Here is an 18,379-nt window from a genome sequence, read left to right on the forward strand (position 1 = left end):
CTCAATCCGTTCGGGTTGAATGGACAGGCGATAAAAATAATGAAAACCCTGAAAACCCAAGTCGCCATCATCGGCGCCGGCCCCTCCGGGCTGTTGCTCGGCCAACTGCTGCATAACGCCGGTATCCAGACCCTGATCCTGGAACGCCAGAGCGCCGATTACGTGCAAGGCCGCATCCGCGCCGGGGTGCTGGAACAAGGCATGGTCGATCTGCTGCGCGAGGCAGGTGTGAGCCAGCGCATGGACCGCGAGGGGCTGGTGCACGATGGCTTTGAGCTGGCCCTGAACGGCCAACTTACCCATATCGACCTCAAGGCCTTGACCGGCGGCCAGTCGGTGATGATCTACGGCCAGACCGAAGTCACCCGCGACCTGATGAGCGCCCGCGCCGCAGCCGGTGCCAGCACGTTCTACGAAGCACGCAACGTGCAGCCCCACGATGTGAAAAGTGATCGGCCGTGGCTCACCTTCGAACACCAGGGCGAAACCTATCGCCTGGAGTGCGATTACATCGCCGGTTGTGATGGATTCCACGGCGTTGCCCGTCAGTCGATTCCGCAGGAATCACTGAAAATCTTCGAGCGCGTGTACCCCTTCGGCTGGCTCGGCATCCTCGCCGACACCCCGCCGGTGCACGCTGAACTGGTCTACGCCAAACACCCGCGCGGCTTTGCCCTGTGCAGCATGCGTTCGCCGACCCGCAGCCGCTACTACCTGCAAGTGCCGGTGGAGGAACCGCTGGATGAATGGTCGGACGCACGCTTTTGGGATGAACTGAAAACCCGCCTGCCTGGCGAATTGGCTGAGCAGTTGGTGACCGGGCCGTCCATCGAGAAAAGCATCGCGCCCTTGCGCAGCTTTGTGGTGGAACCGATGCAGCACGGGCGCCTGTTCCTGCTCGGCGATGCGGCGCACATCGTGCCGCCCACCGGGGCCAAGGGCTTGAACCTGGCGGCGAGTGATGTAAGTACCTTGTACCGGATTTTGCTCAAGGTGTATGGCGAGGGGCGTGTGGATCTGTTGGAGAAATACTCGGCGATCTGCCTGCGGCGGGTGTGGAAGGCGGAGCGGTTTTCCTGGTGGATGACGTCAATGTTGCATCAGTTTCCCGAGGCGGATGGGTTCAGCCAGCGGATTGCCGAGAGTGAGCTGGAGTACTTCATTCATTCCGAGGCGGGGCGTAGGACCATTGCCGAGAACTACGTCGGACTGCCCTACGAAGCCATCGAATAATAGGCATAACGAAGATTCAACTGTAGGAACATGGCCCCTGTGGGAGCTGGCTTGCCTGCGATGGCATCAACTGGGTTTGCCTGATGTACCGAGGTGTCTGCATCGCAGGCAAGCCAGCTCCCACACAAGCCAGCTCCCACAGTTTTTGACCGCATTTCAATCTTGCTTAAGGGCTGTAGTACCCGACCGCCACCATGAAATGCCCGCTCTTGCGCAAATACGCATGCTTGTTCTCCACCTTGCCCGTCACCGGGTTCTTCCAGCGGTATTTGTATTCCCCCTGGTCCTGCTCGGCCATCAGCTTGAGGATCGGTTCGCCCACCGGCTTGCCGTCGGGGTCCTTGATCTTGCTGAAGTCGGTGTTGATCAGCCGCAGGTTGGTGCCATGGGCCACGTAGCGCCCGGTGTTGAGATCGACCACAAACACATACAGGTCATCCTGGAGGAAGCCGCCCTGCAAGGAATTGATCGCCTTGAGCGTGCCGGCCTCATCCTTGACCAGCGCGTCCACCGCCTTGTTGCGCAGCGCCCGCGCCTGTTCCGGGGTGGCCCGGGGCAAGTAGTAACCCACAGCGAGGATGCGTTCGTCGACGCGCTGGTAGAACACGTGTTTGTGTTCGACCTTGCCGTCGTTCCAGTTTTGCCAGCGGTAGTCGGCCTGCTGGATGCCTTGGCCTTCCGGCACCTTGAGTGCGTCCTTGAATGACTGGCGCAGATCCGGCCCGAGCACTTCGCTCACCTCACGCCCGATCAAGGCGGAAGAGGGCCCGCCGCTGGCCAGCAGCACGCCCTGGGTATCGACCACGAATACATAGCGGTCCTGGTCGATGAATTCGCCCTGGCGACTGAAGGCGGCGAACGCCTTGTCGCCCTGGGTCTGGTAATACGCCAAGGCTTTTTCCAGCAAAGCCTTGGCGGCTTGCGCGTCCGCTTCCTCAACGGTTGCGGCGTGTACCTGGCTGCAACACAACAGCAGCAGCCAGGTGATGCGCAGCATTGCCTTCATGGTCCGTCCCTCGTTCTTGTCTGTGTGCCAAGAGCGTAGACGGTCGGCGCCGATTCAGAAGGGTTTGGTGGGCAGGTACTTGCCATCCAGGGTGATCACCGCGCGGGAGCCACCGTCCGGGTCTGCGACTTTCTTGATGTCCAGCTTGAAGTTGATCGCGCTGATGATGCCGTCGCCAAATTGCTCGTGCACCAGGGCCTTGAGGGTGGAGCCGTAGACCTGCAGCATTTCGTAGAAACGGTACATCGTCGGGTCGGTCGGCACGCCAGCGGGGAAGCTGCCGCGCAGGGGCACGCTTTGCAGCAGGCGGCTGGCGTCCTGGTCGAGGCCGAGCTTGTCGCAGACCACGTCGGCGGCTTCTTTAGGCAACGGGTGCTGGCCGAGCAGGGCGGCGGTGACAAACGCCAGGCTCAGGCCGGTGCCGTCGGTGAGGTCCTGCCAGGACAGGTTCTTGCGCGCCTTGAGGTCGATCACGGTATCGGCCAGGGCCAGGCGTGGGGTTTGCGCGAATTGAGCTTGCAACATGGTGATGTCCTCTGGGTTTGGAAAGGGGGTTCAGGCGTGAACCTGGGGTTGATCCAGCAGCGCGACGAAGCGCCCGCTGCGGTGGTCGAGGGCGTCGATGGCGCCGGTTTCGATGTCGTACACCCAGCCGTGCAGGGTCAGCCGGCCTTGTTCCAGCGCCAGGGCGACGGAGGGGTGGGTCTTGAGGTTGGCCAGTTGTGCCACCACGTTTTCGCGCACCAAGGCGTTCAGGCGGGCGGCGTCCGAGAGGTGGTCACGGGCGGCGTTGATCACCTTGGCCGACTCGGCGTGGCGCAACCAATTGGCCACGGCCGGCAGGTGATCCAGGCATTTGCAGGTGGAGATCGCGGTCATCGCGCCGCAGTCCGAGTGGCCGCAGATCACAATGTCGCTGACCCCCAGCACCGCTACCGCGTATTCGACGGTGGCCGACACGCCGCCAGGCTCCGGTCCGTAGGACGGCACAATGTTGCCGGCGTTGCGGATGACGAATAGATCGCCAGGTTCCTGCTGGGTCAGCAGCTCCGGGACGACACGGCTGTCGGAGCAGGACACAAACAAGGTGCCGGGGCTTTGGGTGGTCGCCAGGTGTTTGAACAGGTCGCTGCGTTGGGCAAAGGCTTCGCTCTGGAATTTGCGGAAGCCGTCGATGAGATGCTGCATGGTGATTCTCCTTGCGTCGCTGATGGGGCAAGGATGGAAGTTTTCAGCTATAGCGTCCAAGACCGGCTTATTATAGTTTCTATAAGTCATGCCTATAGTTGGAGTGCCGTTGATGTTGTTGCGCCATATCCGTTACCTGCTGGCCGTTGCCGAGCATCGCAATTTCACCCGGGCTGCCGAGGCGCTGCATGTGTCGCAGCCGACCTTGTCGCAACAGATCAAGCAGCTCGAAGAAACCCTGGGTGCGCCGCTGCTGGACCGCTCCGGGCGCAGCATCAGCCTGACCGACGCCGGTGAGGCCTATGTGCGTTTTGCGCGCCTGGCCTTGCAGGACCTGCAGGCCGGCACCCGCGCCATGCATGACGTGCAGGACCTGAGCCGCGGCCACCTGCGCCTGGCGATGACACCGACCTTTACCGCCTACCTGATCGGCCCGCTGCTGGCGCGCTTCAACGCCCTGTATCCGGGGATCACGGTCAGTGTCGAAGAGCTGACCCAGGACCGCATGGAAGCCGCGCTGACCGAGGACGTGCTGGACATCGGCATCGGCTTTACCGGCGAACACCTGCCGGATATCGCGTGTGAGGCGCTGTTCGTCGAGGCGCTCAGCGTGGTCGTCAGCGCCAGCCACCCGGCGTTGCAGGCGCCGTCGTGGCTGGAACAGCCCATGGTGCTGTTGAACCCTGGCTTCGCGACCCGCCGCTATATCGATGATTATTGCCGCCAGCAGGGGGTGAAACCGCCCATCGCCATGGAGGCCAATTCCATCAGCGCGATCATTGAAATCGTGCGTAATACCGCGTTGGCCACCATCCTGCCCAGCGCGATTGCCTCGGCCCATCCGGGGTTGCACGCGGTGACGATCACCCCCGCGTTGCCGCAGCGCACGGTGGCCCTGTTGAGTCGCCAGGGCGCCTATCGCAGCGCCGCGTGCACGGCGTTTGTCGAACTGATCAAGGCCATGCCGAATGTTTAGCCAAGCTGCAACCAAACTCCGTCAACCCTGAATTTAACCAACTATCCGGGCGTGTGACGCTGCCGGGCATCGACCTCACTGTGATCCCCCATGGACGGTTCCCCCGACACGCTTCCCGAGCTGGCTTTCTGGGCACTGTTCCACTGCCGGCACGCGCGCCCACCAGACGCCATTCTCCTACGTTGATCCGCCCCCCGTAGGGCGTGCACTTGCGCGCCTGCCTGACGCACACGTATGAGAATTCCCATGAGTGACTTTGCCTGCCTGCACGAAGCCCACACCTTTCTTGCGCAACACCCGGACATCGAGATGTTCGAGCTGTTTATCCTCGACAACAACGGCGTGCCACGGGGCAAACTCCTGCACCGCGATGAGCTGTTGGCGGTGTACGAAAGCGGCCGGCCGTTGCCCAGCACCATCCTCGGCTTGACCATCAATGGCGATGACGTGGAAGACTCCGGGCTGGTCTGGGATGTGGGCGACATCGACTGCCGCGCCTACCCGATCAGCGGCAGTTTGCAGCGCATGCCGTGGCGCTTGATTCCGACGGCGGCGGTGCAAGTCAGCATGCATCCGACAGAAGGATTACCCGCTACCGTGGCCGATCCCCGGCATTTGCTGGCGAGGGTGATCGACGGGCTCAAGGCCGACGGGTATTACCCGGTGATGGCGGCCGAACTGGAGTTCTACCTGCTGGACCAGAAGCCCGACAGCCATGGCCGCCCGCAACCGGCGCGGGATGTGGACGGCGGGCGCCCGCGTTCCACCCAGGTTTACGGCCTGCGTGAGCTGGAGCAGATCGAGCCGTTCCTCGCCGACCTCTACAGTGCCTGCAAACTGCAAGGCATCCCGGCGCGGACGGCGATCTCCGAATACGCCCCGGGCCAGGTGGAAATCACCCTGGAACACCGCTCCGACGCCCTGCAAGCGATGGACGAAGCCGTGCGCTACAAGCGCCTGGTCAAGGGCGTGGCGCACAAACACGGGATGACCGCCTGCTTCATGGCCAAGCCGTTCGACGACTTGGCCGGCACCGGCATGCACATGCACGTGAGCCTGGCGGACGCCGAGGGCCGCAACCTGTTCGCCAGCGAGGCCGCCGATGGCACGCCGCTGCTGCGCCAGGCAGTGGGCGGCATGCTCAGCACCTTGTTCGACTCGCTGTTGCTGTTCTGCCCCAACGCCAACTCCTACCGGCGCTTCCAGACCAATAGCTACGCGCCGCTGGCCGCCACCTGGGGCGTGGACAACCGCACCGTCAGCCTGCGCGTGCCCGGCGGGCCGGCCAACTCCCGGCACATCGAACACCGCATCTGCGGCGCCGACGCCAACCCTTACCTGGCGGCCGCCGCGATCCTCGCCGGCATCCATCGCGGCATCCGCGAACACCGCGACCCCGGCGCACCGGTGGAAGGCAACGGCTACGCCCAGGCCAAGGAGCTGTTGCCCACCGACTGGCTGACCACCTTGCGTGCGCTGGAAGCTTCCAGCTGGGCGCGGGACGCGTTTGGCCGCGAGTTCCTCAACGTCTACCTGGCGGTCAAACGCGCCGAATACCGCCAGTTCATGGGCGAGGTCGGCGAGCAGGATTGGCGTTGGTATCTGCATCAAGCCTGATCGGGTTTGCGGTGGTGAAGGCTTCGACCTTTTTTTCACGTTGCAGTGGTTAAGCTGCGGCATAAGGTCGTTCACTATCGTTTCCTTCATATGGGCCCGTGATGTCGCCACAACCTCCATCCTCCATCGAGATCGAATACGCCGAGCGCTGTGACCGTGAGCACGCACGGGTCTGCGGCGACACGCGTCCGCCCGGGCTGTTGCAGCGCCTGGCGGCGTGGCGTGATGAACGGTTGGTGCGCCACGCGCTGAAGGTGGCGGGCGAGCCGGGGTTGATCCTCGACCTGGCCTGCGGCTCGGGGCGCTTCTGGCCGGTGTTGGCCGAGCACGTCAACCGCGTGATCCTGGCCTCGGACAATTCCCAGGCCATGCTCGACCACGCCCGCACCCACCACCCGGCGGCGCTGCTCAAGCGGATCAAGACGTTCCAGGGCTCGGCGTTTTCCATCGGCCTGTCGGCGAATGCCGTGGACTGCATTTTCTGCCTGGAGCTGTTTCGCCATGTGCCCAGCAGCGAAGGGCGCCTGGCCTTGCTGCGCGAGTTTCATCGAGTCAGCCGCGACACGGTGATCGTCTCGGTCAATTCGGCGGTGGCCGTGGCCGTGGAGGACGAATTTCGTCAGGCCGGTTTCAGCGTGCTCAACCACCAGGAATTCATGCCCGGCTCCAAGCTGTGGCGGGTCTACGTGCTGCGTAAGAGAGGATAACTGCCGCCTGTCGGACTATTCTTTCGTCTCTTGTCGGAGTTTTCATGATGGCGGGGGTATTGCGAGTGCTCGCGAGGCCCTTTCGCGATATATACTGCGCGCCATTCTTCAAGGGAGAGCCGTGTGGCCATCGATATTCACTGGATCTGCGACAACGATAGCCTCGGCCAGCATTGCGCCGAATGGCAGCAGTTGCCATTCGTCGCCCTCGACACCGAATTCATGCGGGTCGACACCTTTTATCCCATTGCCGGGCTGATCCAGATTGGTGATGGCGTGCGCGCTTACCTGATCGACCCCCTGACCATCGACAACTGGCAACCTTTGGCCGCTTTGCTGGAGAACCCGGCGGTGATCAAGGTGGTGCATGCCTGCAGCGAAGACCTGGAAGTGTTGCTGCGCCTGACCGGCAGCCTGCCGGTGCCGCTGTTCGATACCCAATTGGCCGCCGCGTACCTGAACCTCGGGTTCTCCATGGGCTATTCGCGCCTGGTGCAAGCGGTGCTGGATATCGAGCTGCCCAAGGGCGAGACCCGCTCGGACTGGCTGCAGCGGCCATTGTCCGAGACGCAGATCAGCTACGCCGCCGAAGACGCGGTGCACCTGGCCGAAGTCTACGTGCGCCTGCGCCCGCAGCTGTCCGACGACAAATACGCCTGGGTGCTGGAAGACGGTGCGGAGCTGGTGGCCAACCTGCGCCGCGAAACCGACCCGTACGAGGTGTACCGCGACGCCAAGCTGGCGTGGAAACTGTCCCGCGCCCAGCTCGCCGTATTGCGTGAACTGTGCGCCTGGCGCGAGCAGCAAGCCCGTGCCCGTGACCTGCCGCGCAATCGCATCATTCGCGAACACTCGTTGTGGCCCCTGGCCAAGACCCAGCCGGATAACCTCGCCGCCCTGGGCAAGATCGAAGACATGCACCCGCGCACCGTGCGTCAGGACGGCCAGTTCCTGCTGGACCTGATCAAGCGTGCCGGCAGTGTGTCCATCGACCAATGGCCGCCGGCCGTGGCCGAGCCGTTGCCGGTGGACGCCGCCACGCTGATCAAGCAACTGCGCGCCCTCGGCCAGGCCGAAGCCGAGCGCCTGGACATGGCCCCGGAACTGATGCTGCGCAAGAAAACCCTCGAAGCCCTGGTCAAAAGTGGCTACCCCGATGGGCCTTACCAATTGCCAGACTCGCTGCGTGGCTGGCGCCGCGAGTTGATGGGCCAGGCGCTGCTCGACAGCCTGGCCACTGCCGGAGAACAGCCTTGAAACGTATTTGCTCCATCTACCGCAGCTCCAAACGCGCCGGCATGTACCTCTACGTGCTGAAAAGCGACGAACTGGAACGGGTGCCCGAAGGCCTGCTTGCTGTATTCGGCAAACCGCTGCTCGCGTTCAACCTGGTGCTGACGCCTGAGCGCAAGCTGCAACAGGAAGACATCGCGCAAGTCCTGGAAAACCTCGACAAGCAGGGCTATCACCTGCAAATGCCGCCGCCCGAGGACGAGTACATCGAACACTTGCCCGAAGAATTGCTGCGCCGCAACGACCCGATGTGATCGGTCAGTGCCCCCTCCGGGGCACATTTTTCAATGCAATCGTATTGGTGGGCGGTGGCCGTAAGGATGCGGGCGGCCGTCTGCACTGTTTTTGAAAGGTTTTAAGCATGCGTGTTCTGATTGCTGAACAGGATCACCCGCTCTACGCCCAATTGCTCGGCGAAGCGGCACCGGACCTTGAGGTGTTGACCAGCGGCGACTCGGCCGAATTGTCCCGCCTGGCCGCCGATTGCCCGGTCTGGCTGGGCCAGCCCGACCTGCTGGCCACCCTGTTGCGCCAGGGCCATCAGCCGCAGTGGCTGCAATCGACCTGGGCGGGCATCACGCCGCTGCTGGCCGAGGGCTTGCCGCGCAACTATCGCCTGACCCGTGCGGTGGGCATCTACGGCCAGGTCATGGCGGAGTTTGTGCTCACCTACATGCTCGGCCACGAGCGCGAAGTGCTGGCGCGGCTGGTCAGCCAGGTCGAGCGCAAGTGGGACAGCCGCATGGGCCAGAGCCTGGCGGGGCGCAAGGTGTTGATCGTCGGCAGCGGCGATATCGGCCAGAGCGTTGCCGAGTTCCTGGTGCCGTTTGGCGTCAAGCTGTATGGCATCGCCAGCACGGTGCGCGAGCAGGCGCCGTTTGTCGAAGTGGCCGGCCTGGATCAGTTGGGCCGCTTGGTGGGGGAGGTGGACTACGTGATCAACCTGCTGCCGAACACACCAAACACCCATGACCTGTACGACGCGGCGCTGTTCAAGCAATTCAAGCCGACCGGGTTGTTCATCAATGTCGGGCGCGGGGTGGCGGTGGTGGATGCTGATCTGGTCGAAGCCTTGAAGGAAGGGCATTTGGCCGGCGCGGTGATTGACGTATGCCGTCAGGAGCCGCTGCCACAGCGCCATCCGTTCTGGACCGCCTGGGGCTTGCTGTTGACCGGGCACAGCTCGGCGCCGACGTCGCCGCCGATGATGGTGGAGTTGTTCTTGCAGAATGTGCAGGCATACAAGGCCAAGCAAGCGCTGCGCGGCGAAGTAGATTTCGCCCGCGGCTACTGACACCGCACAGTAAGAAATGTGGGAGCTGGCCTGTGTGGAAGCTCCCACATTGGGTATTGCGTCTGGCTTAGAGGCTGAAGTCGCCTTCGGAAACCAGCTCGCTCAGCGGCCGACGCGGGCTCGGCACTTCACGGCCTTGCAGGTATTCCGGCAGGGTCGACTTGTCCCCCAGCTTGCCCACCGCAACGGCGGCATGCAGGGCATAACCTTCCGGGATTTTCAGTTCTTTGCGGGTCAGTTCCTGATCGAAACCGGCCATGCCGTGGGTGTGCCAGCCGCTGAGGCTGGCTTGCAACGCCAGGTGGCCCCAGGCTGAACCGGTGTCGAAGGTGTGCCACAACGCCGGGGTTTCTTCGCTGGCGCCGGGGGCGGTGAAGTCGGTCTTCGAGGCGATGATTACCAGCGCCGAGGCGTGTTGCGCCCAGCCACGGTTGAATTCATTGAGCAGGCCGAGGAAACGCTCCCAGTCCGGCGTGTCGCGGCGCGCGTAGAGAAAACGCCATGGCTGCGAGTTGTAGGCCGACGGCGCCCAGCGCGCGGCTTCGAAGAAACTCAGCAGGGTTTCCTGCGGGATGCTCTCGCCGGTAAAGGCGCGGGGCGACCAGCGTTCGGTGAACTGGGTGTGGATCGGGTAGTCGGCAACACGTGTCATGGGCGCTTCCTGAGGGTCAATTCGGCGTTCAAAGCTACTGCGCGCCCGCTAGACTGACAAGTGTTGTTACACCGCCAGTCGTAAGCGCTTGGTTCCCGGGGCCTTGGGCACTAGACTGGCGGCCTTTTCACCGACCGATACTGATGTAGAACCATGGCCGCCATAGTCGAACCTTTCTGGAAACGCAAAACCCTTGAACACCTCGATCAGGAGGAGTGGGAGTCGTTGTGCGACGGCTGTGGCCTGTGCTGCCTGCAAAAGCTTGAGGATGAAGACGACAACAGCGTCTATTACACGCGCATCGCCTGCAAACTGCTCGACCTGAAAACCTGCCAGTGCACCGACTACCCCAACCGCCGCGACTCGGTGCCCGACTGCATCCAGCTCACGCCCGGCCAGGCCGACCAGTTCAAATGGCTGCCGCCGACCTGCGGCTACCGCCTGGTCAGCGAGCGCAAGGACCTGCCGCTGTGGCACCACCTGGTCTGCGGCGACCGCGACGCCGTGCACCACGAACGTATTTCCCAGTCCGGGCGCATGCTCGCCGAAGGCAGCGTGCCCGAAGACGACTGGGAGGATTACCTGATCTTCCGCGCAGGCTGATAAGGAGTCGCTATGACGATGGCAGGCAAGCTGGCCACCACCCTGGTGTTGCTGGCGCTGAGCGGGCCGGGGTGGTGCGCGAAGAAAGTCGATCTGGATTATCACGTCAAGTTGCTGCCCCAGAGCGATCAGGCCGAAGTGCGGGTGAGCCTGTCCCAGGGTTCGGCAGTGCGCAGCCTGGACTTTGACCTGGGCCATGACGGCGACTACAGCGACTTCAAGGCCGACGGCCAGTGGCAAGTAAAGGACCGCCGAGGCGTGTGGCAACCCGGCGCCGACAAGGCCAGCCTGACCTACCGCGTACGCCTCACCCACGCGCGCAAGGCGGGCCTCTATGAGGCACGCATGACGCCGAGCTGGGCGCTGTTTCGCGGCGAAGACCTGGTGCCCACCGCACGGCTCGACCAGCAGGACGGTGTCGAGTTGGTCTCGCGGCTGGTGTTCGAGTTGCCCGCCGGCTGGAAAAGCATCGAGACCGCCTGGCCGCGCATCGGCAAGAACAAGTTCCGCATCGACAACGTCTCGCGCCTGTTCGACCGACCCACCGGCTGGATGCTTGCCGGCACCCTTGGCAGCCGCCGCGTGCGCCTGGGCGAAACCGAAGTCACCGTGGCCTCGCCCAAGGGCCAGGCCATGCGCCGCATGGATGTGTTGACGTTGCTGACCTTCGTCTGGCCCCAGGTGGAAGCCGCGTTCCCACGGCATCCGGCCAAGTTGCTGATTGTCGGCGCCAGCGACCCGATGCGCCGTGGCGCGTTTTCGGCCCGCGACTCGATCTACCTCAACAGCCGCACGCCGCTGATCAGCGAAAACGGCAGCAGCCCGTTGATCCGTGAAGTGGTGCAGGCGATCGGGCGTTTCAACGACCATGACACCAGTGACTGGATCAGCGAAGGCCTGGCCGAGTATTACGCCATCGAGCTGGTGCGGCGTGCCGGCGGCATTACCGATGAGCGTTATCAGGCGATCCAGGCGCGGCTGGTGAAGGAAGGCAAGGACGTGACCACCTTGCGTGGTGAGCAGGTCAGTGGCGCCACGGTGTCGCGAGCGGTGGTGGTGTTGCAGGAGCTGGACCGCGAGATTCGCGTGAAGACCCACAACAAGCGCTCGCTGGATGACTTGGCGCAGGCGGTGATGCGGGCCAATAGCATCACCACTGCCGAGTTTGTGCAGCTTGCAGAAAGCGTGATCGGCGAAGGGTCGGTGGTGCTGGACAGCAAATTACTGCGTTGACGCAAAACCCAATGTGGCAATGATCAATGTGGGAGCTGGCTTGCCTGCGATAGCGGTCGACCTGTGCCAGATGTATAGGCTGACACACTGCCATCGCGGGCAAGCCCGCTCCCACATGGGATTGGGGTTAGCCGATTGATTTAACCGGTTTTTCGGCAGCCACTTCAGCCGGAGTCTTCAGGTTTTTCAGCTCAGCCCCCACGCGCTCGATCTTCGTGCGAACCGTGTTCATCTCCTGGCGCCCCTGTTCCAGCTTGTCCTTGAGCGAGCTATGCCCCGTGAGCCCGCGGGCCAGCACCACGCCGCCAATCGCCACCTGGATCAAACCGAAAATCCCACCACGGCGCAGGCCTTTGCCCACCATCATCACGCCACCGGCCACGGAGCCGATGCGTTCCAAGCCGTGCACGTTTTTGCTGTCGTTCATGATCTGTCTCCAACAAGGCGAGTGATACGTAGCTGACCGCCCGCAGGCGCCGGATGTTCCCGCAAACTCAGTACTTGGGGCCTGAACGGGTGTTGTTGCCCTTGGCCAGGCGGTCGTAGAGCACCACGTTGACGGTGGCGGCGAGGTTCATGCAGCCGGTGGTCGGGATGTAGACCACGTCTTCACACCAGTCGCGGATCTCTTTGTCGAGGGAGCCGTCCTCGGGGCCGAAGATGTACAGCGCGCGGTCGGGGTGGGTGTATTCGGGCAGCGGGCGGGCGCCGTCCACCAGCTCCACGGCGACCGGGATGCAGCCCAGGGGCAGGATCTTTTTCAAGTCATCGATGCCGATCAGCGGAATGTCGTGGTGGACCTTCTTGGTGTCGGTGATGAAATCCCGCGCACGCTCGTAACGCACGCCGGTGTAGAACACCGAGGCCACGCCGTAGCAGCCGGCGGCGCGCATCACCGAGCCGACGTTTTCGGGGGATTTGGGGTTGTACAGACCGATGCAGCTGTAGCGTTTATTGCCCACGGGGAAGGGTGCCTTGGCGGAAAAAACGCGATTATACGGTGCTGAGGGTTGTGGCGCTTGGGGGATCGCTATCGCAGGCAAGCCAGCTCCCACAGTTGACTGCATTCCAACGTTGAAATGCAGTCAACTGTGGGAGCTGGCTTGCCTGCGATGAGGCCAGTACCGACAACAAAGAACGATCAGTCGTCCTTCTTCATCAACCCCGCCAACGCCGCAAACGGGTTATGCGTCGCCTTGGCAATCGTCGGGCTGCTGGTCGAGCCTTCGCTGAAGTACTGCTGGTCGGTATACCGCGAGTGCTCGTTATCGTGGCAATACAGGCACAGCAACTCCCAGTTGGAGCCATCCTGGGGATTGTCATCATGGTTATGGTTGCGGTGGTGCACGGTCAGTTCGCTCAGGCGCTTGCCGGAGAACTCACGGGTGCAGCGGCCGCACACGTGGGGGTACATCTTCAGCGCTTTGTCGCGGTAGCCCATTTCCCGGTCGCGCTGGGCATCGGCGAGGATGCGGTCCAGCTTGGCGGTGTGGGAGGGCGGGTTGGTTGAGCTCATCATGGCTCCTATATTTTGGTGGTCACGGTAAGGCTTGATTCTAGCCGTTCTCGGCGCAGTTAGCCCTTGAGCTTTTCGGCAATCCAGATGGTGTGGCGCGTGCCTTTGTTGCCGTGGGCGAACACCTGCACCTCTTCGGCCTTGAAGCCGGCCTTGCGCAGTTTGTCGCTGAACAGCTTGTCGGCACTGGCCGACCACACCGCCAGCACGCCCTTGGGGCGCAGGGCCTTGGCGCAGGCGGCCAGGCCACCGGCGGAGTACAGCCAGCTGTTGGCTTTTTGCGTGAGGCCTTCGGGGCCGTTGTCGACGTCGAGCATGATCGCGTCAAACCCCTGGGGTTCGGCTTGCAGCACCTTGGCCACGTCTTCCATGCGGATCACCGTGCGCGGGTCCAGCAGCGGGCGGCCGGATTTTTCCCCCAGCGGGCCACGGTTCCACTCCACCACGCCGGGTACCAACTCGGCGACCACCACTTCGGCGGTCTTGCCCAGATGCTTGAGCGCCGAGGCCAGGGTGAAGCCCATGCCCAGGCCGCCGATCAGCACCCGCGAATCCGCGCGCCCGGCGACCTTGCGGCAAGGGATCTCCGCCAGCGCGTCTTCGGAGCCGTGCATGCGCGTGTTCATCAATTGGCCGCCGTCACCGCCCTGGATCTTGATCACAAAATCCTCGCCGTATTCGAACAGGCACAAGGCACCGCCGTTGTCGGGGATCGGGGTGGTGTCCAGCAGAACGAAACGTTTCATGGAAATCTCATTGGGAAGGGCATTCTTGCGCGGTTGGGAGTAGCCTTACGACATTCCGGTCAGGCCATGGAGCCATCGATGAAGTGCAGCATTCTAACGGTCATTGTGTTGAGCGCGCTCACATTGGGTGCGGCGCAGGCTCAGGAGTTGCAAACCGTGCCGGTCGCGCCGGCGCCAACCCCCGGTGCACCGGGCACGCCCACGCCGACGTTGTACCCGCAGGTCACCCCGCCGATCGCGCCCAAGGCCACGGCTAACGGTTCCCCCGCGTTGGTACCGATCGTGTTGCCGACGCCGCCGAAAGACCAGACCGTGCCCGGCTTGCAGCAGAACGACAGCAAACCGAAGACCCCGGGCGGTTAAAACTGCTGGGACAGCAATTGCCCGTCGGCCATGCGCAGGCGCTTGGACAGGGCAATGGCGATGGCACGGATAATCTTCGCGGCGACCCTGGGCGCGTCGTTGAGCATTTTTTCCAGGGAATCCTTGCCCAGGTTCAACAGCACACAATCCGACGCGGCCACGCAACTGGCGGAGCGCCGCTCGCCATCGAGCACCGCCATTTCGCCAAACGCCCGCCCGCTGCGCAGGGTGGCGATGGTCAGGCGCTGGCCGCTGGGGTTGGCTTTCTGCACCGCCACCTGGCCGCTGTGGAGGATGCACATAAAGGTGCCGGCATCGCCTTCGAGGAAGATCACTTCGTCCCGGGCCATGCTGCTGATATTGAAGTAGCCGGCGGCGATGTGAAAATCTTCCGGCAGCAGGGCATCGAACAGGCCGCAGTCCATGAGCATGTCGCGGATTTCGTTATTGAGTAAGGTCGGTTCTGGCATAGCGGCAATCTGGGTCCGTCAATCGTGTAGGGCGGTCCTGTGTTCAGACAGGACCGCCGCGCATAGTTCCTAAATCAGCCCCAGCGCCTTGAACACAAATGCATATTCGAGTGCTACGTCACGTAATCCCTGGTAGCGCCCGCTCATGCCCCCGTGGCCGGCGCCGAGTTCGGTCTTGAGCAGCAGCAGGTTGTCGTCGGTCTTGGTATCGCGCAGCTTGGCCACCCACTTGGCTGCTTCCCAGTATTGCACGCGGCTGTCGTTGTAGCCGGCGATCACCAGCAGGTGCGGATAAGCCTGGGCGCGGACGTTTTCGTACGGCGCGTAGGCTTTTATCCGCTCGTACACTTCAGGCTCTTGCGGGTTGCCCCACTCGTCGTACTCGGTGATGGTCAGCGGCAGGTCCGGATCGAGCATGGTGTTGAGCACGTCGACGAACGGCACTTCGGCAATCGCCGCCTGGAACAGCTCCGGGCGCTGGTTGAGCACCGCACCGATCAACAGGCCGCCGGCGCTGCCGCCGCTGATGGCCAGTTGCTTGGAGGTGGTCAAGCCTTCGGCGATCAGGTGTTCGGCGCAGGCGATAAAGTCGCTGAAGGTGTTCTGCTTGTGTTCCTGCTTGCCGTTGCGGTACCAGGCCTCACCCAGCTCGCCGCCGCCGCGCACGTGGGCAATGGCAAACGCCACGCCGCGGTCCAGCAGGCTCAGGCGCGCGTGGGAGAACCACGGGTCGAGGCTTGAACCGTAGGCGCCGTAGCCGTACAGGTACAGCGGCGTCGGCTTGCCCAGCTGGTCACGCTTGACCACCAGGCTGATGGGTACCTGGGTACCGTCGGCGGACGTCGCCCACAGGCGCTGGCTGACATAGTCGTCGGCGTTGAACACGCCCAGTACCGGGGTTTCCTTGAGCACGACTTGCGTGCCACTGGCCAGTTCCAACTGGCGTACCTGGGCCGGACGGTTCAGGGCTTCGTAGCGCAGGCGGATCTTGTCGCTGGGAAATTCCAGGCTGTTTTGTACGTAGAGGCTGTAGGCGGCGTCGGGCAATTCCACGCGATAGGCAGGCAGACCCTCTGGATGCACTTCGATCACCGGCAGGCCACCGATGCGCAGGCTCAAGGTCATGGCGTGGGCATTGAGACTCACGCCGTCGAGCATCACGTCGTCGCTGTGGGGGATCAGGTTCTGCCACTCGGCCTCGGTCGGCACGTCGCCAATGTCGGTCGCGGTGAACAAGGCGTAGTTGATGCCGTCACGGTTGCTGCGGATAAACCAGGTCCAGGCGCCATTCAGTTGGCCGTGGTCGACGTCGTATTCATGGTCCTCGACCCGTGGTGCCAGGCAGGTGAAGTCGAGGTGTGGCTGCTCGGCGTCCAGCGCCCAGATTTCGCTGGTGGTCTTGCTGCCCAGGGCCAGCAGCAACTGGCGTTCGGAGCTGGAACGGTAGCAATGCAGGAAGAAACGTCCGTCGGGCTCGTGGAACACTTCCTGCGCCGCCGTGCCGTCCAGGCGATAGCGATACAGCTTGTGCGGGCGATGGGTATCGTCCAGCTCGCCGAAGAACAGGGTCAGGCTGTCATTGGCCCAGGTCATGCTGCCGTCGCAGTCTTCGAACTCCAGTTCGCTGACTTTGCCGGTGGCCAATTCCTTCACGTACAGGGTGAAAATCTCTTCACCACTGGTATCCAGGCTGTAGGCCAGGCGCTGGTGGTCGGGGCTGATGCTGAACGCACCCAGGGAGAAAAAGCCGCCGTTGGCCAGCACGTTCGGGTCCAGCAGCAGCTCTTCGCTGCTGTCGTCCACCTGGTTGCTGTCATCCGCCGGGCGGCGGCAGCGGTAGTGGCGGGCGTATTCGTCACCGGCGGTGGTGCGCGTGTAATACAGGTACGGCCCCCACGGTGAAGGCAGGGAAAGGTCGGTTTCGAGGATGCGGCCCTTGATCTCGTCGAACAGGGTTTCACGCAGGGCCTGCTGGTCGGCGAGCTGGGCTTCCTGCCAGGCGTTTTCGGCCTTGAGGTAATCGAGGACTTCAGTGCTGTCGCGTTCCTGCAACCAGGCGTAAGGATCCTGGCCTGGGGCCTTGCGGGCAATCGGAGCGGGCGATGTAGGCATGGATTAATCTCTATCTGGCGGACGGTGGCAGGCTTTACAGCCGCGACACGCAAAAGCCGTTATCATAGCCGCCTGTTTGCCTACGTTGCCATGGACACCATGACCGAGAACGACTATCTGACCGCTTGGGGCCTCTACGCCTTCGCCGCTTTGGGCTGCCTGTTGGTGTGGTGGCGCATGACCCGCTGGATCTGGCGCTGGCTGCGCGAGCCGCTGCAATTGCTGATGGCGGTGTTGCTGTTCAGCCCGACCATCGTCGACCCGGTCAAGACCCAGTTCGCCCCCGCCGTGGCCATCACCGCGCTGGACCTGGTGCTCAAGGTCGGCAACAACGCCTGGCGGGCCATTTCCGACTTGTTCATGTACACGATGATCGCCTTTGCCGTGTACCTGGTGATCGTGCTGATCCGCTGGCCCATCGAGCGCGCCGCCAAGGCCCGCCGCGAGCGCAAGGCCGCCGCCGCCGCCGATGCCGCCCTGGCCGCCGAGCCGGCCGAGGATGATGACGAACCTTTCCGCCGCCCGGCCCCTGTGAGCGGCATGCGCGTCGAACCGCGCCTTTAACGTTGTAGCGAGAGCCCTGGCATGTGTGAATTATTGGGCATGAGTGCCAACGTCCCCACCGACATCGTGTTCAGCTTTACCGGGCTGATGCAGCGTGGTGGCCGCACCGGCCCCCATCGTGACGGTTGGGGCATTGCCTTTTATGAAGGCCGTGGCCTGCGTCTGTTCCAGGACCCGGCGGCGAGCAGTGAGTCGGAAGTCGCGCTGCTGGTGCAGCGTTATCCGATCAAAAGTGAAGTGGTGATTGGCCATATCCGCCAGGCCAACGTGGGCAAGGTGTGCCTGTCCAACACCCACCCGTTCGTGCGCGAGCTGTGGGGGCGCAACTGGTGTTTCGCCCACAACGGCCAACTGGCGGACTTCAACCCGCGCGCCACGTTCTATCGGCCGGTGGGCGATACCGACAGCGAAGCGGCCTTCTGCGACCTGCTCAACCGCGTGCGTGAAGCCTTCCCCGAGCCGGTGGACATCGAGCAGGTGCTGCCCGACCTCATCGCCGCCTGCGCCGAATACCGCAGCAAAGGCGTGTTCAATTGCCTGCTCAGCGACGGCGACTGGCTGTTTTGCTACTGCTCGACCAAGCTGGCACAAATCACCCGTCGCGCGCCGTTTGGCCCGGCGCGCTTGAAAGATGTCGACGTGATCGTCGATTTTCAGGCCGAAACCACGCCCAATGACGTGGTCACGGTGATCGCCACCGAGCCATTGACCGACAACGAAAACTGGACCCGCTACGAACCGGGCCAATGGAGCCTGTGGCGACGCGGTGAATGCGTCAGCCAGGGCATCACCGAGTAAGGATATCG

Annotated in this window: 22 protein-coding genes; 12 read left to right on the forward strand and 10 right to left on the reverse strand. The window is 63.2% G+C overall.

From position 1 onward, the window contains the following. The first annotated feature begins 48 nt into the window (after positions 1-48). Positions 49-1,233: a 4-hydroxybenzoate 3-monooxygenase gene (gene pobA / locus PSH87_RS07810; protein ID WP_305434275.1), complete on the forward strand. Its 1,185-nt coding sequence runs from the start codon at positions 49-51 to the stop codon at positions 1,231-1,233. 166 nt (positions 1,234-1,399) lie between these two features. Here pobA and PSH87_RS07815 read toward each other — a convergent pair whose 3' ends face one another. The 3 genes from PSH87_RS07815 to PSH87_RS07825 are packed head-to-tail and all read right to left on the reverse strand — an operon-like array spanning position 1,400 to position 3,427. Beyond that, positions 1,400-2,239 carry a cache domain-containing protein gene (locus PSH87_RS07815; RefSeq protein WP_305433042.1) on the reverse strand — a complete coding sequence of 280 codons (840 nt, stop codon included), beginning with the start codon at positions 2,237-2,239 and terminating at the stop codon, positions 1,400-1,402. A gap of 54 nt (positions 2,240-2,293) precedes the next feature. After that, entirely contained in the window at positions 2,294-2,764 is a 471-nt protein-coding gene (gene cynS, locus PSH87_RS07820; RefSeq protein WP_305433043.1) for a cyanase, read from the reverse strand. Positions 2,765-2,794: 30 nt separating this feature from the next. Then, positions 2,795-3,427 carry a carbonic anhydrase gene (locus tag PSH87_RS07825; protein ID WP_017736299.1) on the reverse strand — a complete coding sequence of 211 codons (633 nt, stop codon included), beginning with the start codon at positions 3,425-3,427 and terminating at the stop codon, positions 2,795-2,797. A gap of 112 nt (positions 3,428-3,539) precedes the next feature. Between PSH87_RS07825 and cynR the strand changes: the two genes are divergently transcribed. From cynR to PSH87_RS07855, 6 genes are all read left to right on the forward strand, one after another. Continuing rightward, positions 3,540-4,403, forward strand: coding sequence for a transcriptional regulator CynR (gene cynR / locus PSH87_RS07830; RefSeq protein WP_305433044.1), 864 nt, complete (start codon positions 3,540-3,542; stop codon positions 4,401-4,403). 246 nt (positions 4,404-4,649) lie between these two features. Further along, positions 4,650-6,020, forward strand: a complete 1,371-nt coding sequence (locus tag PSH87_RS07835; protein WP_305433045.1) for a glutamine synthetase family protein — start codon at positions 4,650-4,652, stop codon at positions 6,018-6,020. Between the two features lie 101 nt (positions 6,021-6,121). Next, positions 6,122-6,727 carry a class I SAM-dependent methyltransferase gene (locus PSH87_RS07840; protein WP_017736296.1) on the forward strand — a complete coding sequence of 202 codons (606 nt, stop codon included), beginning with the start codon at positions 6,122-6,124 and terminating at the stop codon, positions 6,725-6,727. 123 nt (positions 6,728-6,850) lie between these two features. Further along, positions 6,851-7,984 (forward strand): ribonuclease D, encoded by a 1,134-nt coding sequence (gene rnd, locus PSH87_RS07845; RefSeq protein WP_305433046.1) that lies wholly within the window; start codon positions 6,851-6,853, stop codon positions 7,982-7,984. Beyond that, positions 7,981-8,274 (forward strand): YcgL domain-containing protein, encoded by a 294-nt coding sequence (locus tag PSH87_RS07850; protein WP_017736294.1) that lies wholly within the window; start codon positions 7,981-7,983, stop codon positions 8,272-8,274. Before rnd ends, PSH87_RS07850 begins: the two co-directional genes overlap by 4 nt. Positions 8,275-8,381: 107 nt before the next feature. After that, positions 8,382-9,314, forward strand: a complete 933-nt coding sequence (locus tag PSH87_RS07855) for a D-2-hydroxyacid dehydrogenase (RefSeq protein ID WP_305433047.1) — start codon at positions 8,382-8,384, stop codon at positions 9,312-9,314. Between the two features lie 67 nt (positions 9,315-9,381). On the opposite strand, the gene PSH87_RS07860 is transcribed toward PSH87_RS07855, so the two are convergent. Beyond that, positions 9,382-9,966, reverse strand: a complete 585-nt coding sequence (locus PSH87_RS07860) for a nitroreductase family protein (RefSeq protein ID WP_305433048.1) — start codon at positions 9,964-9,966, stop codon at positions 9,382-9,384. A 153-nt stretch (positions 9,967-10,119) separates the two neighbouring features. Here PSH87_RS07860 and PSH87_RS07865 point away from each other — a divergent pair, with 153 nt between their 5' ends. Both PSH87_RS07865 and PSH87_RS07870 read left to right on the forward strand, forming a co-directional pair. Then, a complete protein-coding gene (locus PSH87_RS07865; protein WP_017736289.1) occupies positions 10,120-10,569 on the forward strand; it encodes a YcgN family cysteine cluster protein in 450 nt (149 codons plus the stop codon). A gap of 12 nt (positions 10,570-10,581) precedes the next feature. Further along, a complete protein-coding gene (locus tag PSH87_RS07870; protein WP_305433049.1) occupies positions 10,582-11,802 on the forward strand; it encodes a hypothetical protein in 1,221 nt (406 codons plus the stop codon). Between the two features lie 127 nt (positions 11,803-11,929). Here the strand turns inward: PSH87_RS07870 and PSH87_RS07875 are convergent, their stop codons facing one another. The 4 genes from PSH87_RS07875 to PSH87_RS07890 form a co-directional block, all read right to left on the reverse strand. Next, positions 11,930-12,229: a DUF2892 domain-containing protein gene (locus tag PSH87_RS07875; protein WP_305433050.1), complete on the reverse strand. Its 300-nt coding sequence runs from the start codon at positions 12,227-12,229 to the stop codon at positions 11,930-11,932. Positions 12,230-12,296: 67 nt separating this feature from the next. Beyond that, positions 12,297-12,764, reverse strand: coding sequence for an RNA methyltransferase (locus PSH87_RS07880; RefSeq protein WP_014717486.1), 468 nt, complete (start codon positions 12,762-12,764; stop codon positions 12,297-12,299). A gap of 179 nt (positions 12,765-12,943) precedes the next feature. Further along, positions 12,944-13,318 (reverse strand): YajD family HNH nuclease, encoded by a 375-nt coding sequence (locus PSH87_RS07885; protein WP_017736286.1) that lies wholly within the window; start codon positions 13,316-13,318, stop codon positions 12,944-12,946. 59 nt (positions 13,319-13,377) lie between these two features. Beyond that, positions 13,378-14,064 (reverse strand): spermidine synthase, encoded by a 687-nt coding sequence (locus PSH87_RS07890; protein WP_207045443.1) that lies wholly within the window; start codon positions 14,062-14,064, stop codon positions 13,378-13,380. A 78-nt stretch (positions 14,065-14,142) separates the two neighbouring features. On the opposite strand from PSH87_RS07890, the gene PSH87_RS07895 reads away from it, so the two are divergent. Then, on the forward strand, positions 14,143-14,427 hold the full coding sequence (locus PSH87_RS07895) for a hypothetical protein (protein ID WP_124528012.1): 285 nt from the start codon (positions 14,143-14,145) through the stop codon (positions 14,425-14,427). Here PSH87_RS07895 and PSH87_RS07900 read toward each other — a convergent pair. Both PSH87_RS07900 and PSH87_RS07905 read right to left on the reverse strand, forming a co-directional pair. After that, entirely contained in the window at positions 14,424-14,897 is a 474-nt protein-coding gene (locus tag PSH87_RS07900) for a cyclic nucleotide-binding domain-containing protein (protein ID WP_305433051.1), read from the reverse strand. The genes PSH87_RS07895 and PSH87_RS07900 overlap by 4 nt on opposite strands. Positions 14,898-14,966: 69 nt before the next feature. Beyond that, complete coding sequence (locus PSH87_RS07905) at positions 14,967-17,009, reverse strand: S9 family peptidase (RefSeq protein ID WP_017736282.1); 2,043 nt, start codon at positions 17,007-17,009, stop codon at positions 14,967-14,969. Between the two features lie 24 nt (positions 17,010-17,033). On the opposite strand from PSH87_RS07905, the gene PSH87_RS07910 reads away from it, so the two are divergent. Then, the gene (locus tag PSH87_RS07910) at positions 17,034-17,573 is read left to right on the forward strand and encodes an MFS transporter (RefSeq protein ID WP_305433052.1); all 540 of its coding nucleotides are present in this window, start codon (positions 17,034-17,036) and stop codon (positions 17,571-17,573) included. A 21-nt stretch (positions 17,574-17,594) separates the two neighbouring features. Beyond that, complete coding sequence (locus PSH87_RS07915) at positions 17,595-18,371, forward strand: class II glutamine amidotransferase (RefSeq protein WP_026136743.1); 777 nt, start codon at positions 17,595-17,597, stop codon at positions 18,369-18,371. Positions 18,372-18,379: the final 8 nt, after the last annotated feature.

The sequence above is a fragment of the Pseudomonas sp. FP453 genome, assembly GCF_030687495.1.
GTDB lineage: Bacteria > Pseudomonadota > Gammaproteobacteria > Pseudomonadales > Pseudomonadaceae > Aquipseudomonas.

Bases quoted from the DNA above. Each gene is read 5' to 3' on its own strand.
- PSH87_RS07815 (WP_305433042.1), bottom strand. From the start codon at position 2,239: ATGAAGGCAATGCTGCGCATCACCTGGCTGCTGCTGTTGTGTTGCAGC.
- cynS (WP_305433043.1), bottom strand. From the start codon at position 2,764: ATGTTGCAAGCTCAATTCGCGCAAACCCCACGCCTGGCCCTGGCCGAT.
- PSH87_RS07825 (WP_017736299.1), bottom strand. From the start codon at position 3,427: ATGCAGCATCTCATCGACGGCTTCCGCAAATTCCAGAGCGAAGCCTTT.
- cynR (WP_305433044.1), top strand. From the start codon at position 3,540: ATGTTGTTGCGCCATATCCGTTACCTGCTGGCCGTTGCCGAGCATCGC.
- PSH87_RS07835 (WP_305433045.1), top strand. From the start codon at position 4,650: ATGAGTGACTTTGCCTGCCTGCACGAAGCCCACACCTTTCTTGCGCAA.
- PSH87_RS07840 (WP_017736296.1), top strand. From the start codon at position 6,122: ATGTCGCCACAACCTCCATCCTCCATCGAGATCGAATACGCCGAGCGC.
- PSH87_RS07855 (WP_305433047.1), top strand. From the start codon at position 8,382: ATGCGTGTTCTGATTGCTGAACAGGATCACCCGCTCTACGCCCAATTG.
- PSH87_RS07860 (WP_305433048.1), bottom strand. From the start codon at position 9,966: ATGACACGTGTTGCCGACTACCCGATCCACACCCAGTTCACCGAACGC.
- PSH87_RS07865 (WP_017736289.1), top strand. From the start codon at position 10,120: ATGGCCGCCATAGTCGAACCTTTCTGGAAACGCAAAACCCTTGAACAC.
- PSH87_RS07870 (WP_305433049.1), top strand. From the start codon at position 10,582: ATGACGATGGCAGGCAAGCTGGCCACCACCCTGGTGTTGCTGGCGCTG.
- PSH87_RS07875 (WP_305433050.1), bottom strand. From the start codon at position 12,229: ATGAACGACAGCAAAAACGTGCACGGCTTGGAACGCATCGGCTCCGTG.
- PSH87_RS07885 (WP_017736286.1), bottom strand. From the start codon at position 13,318: ATGAGCTCAACCAACCCGCCCTCCCACACCGCCAAGCTGGACCGCATC.
- PSH87_RS07890 (WP_207045443.1), bottom strand. From the start codon at position 14,064: ATGAAACGTTTCGTTCTGCTGGACACCACCCCGATCCCCGACAACGGC.
- PSH87_RS07895 (WP_124528012.1), top strand. From the start codon at position 14,143: ATGAAGTGCAGCATTCTAACGGTCATTGTGTTGAGCGCGCTCACATTG.
- PSH87_RS07900 (WP_305433051.1), bottom strand. From the start codon at position 14,897: ATGCCAGAACCGACCTTACTCAATAACGAAATCCGCGACATGCTCATG.
- PSH87_RS07905 (WP_017736282.1), bottom strand. From the start codon at position 17,009: ATGCCTACATCGCCCGCTCCGATTGCCCGCAAGGCCCCAGGCCAGGAT.
- PSH87_RS07915 (WP_026136743.1), top strand. From the start codon at position 17,595: ATGTGTGAATTATTGGGCATGAGTGCCAACGTCCCCACCGACATCGTG.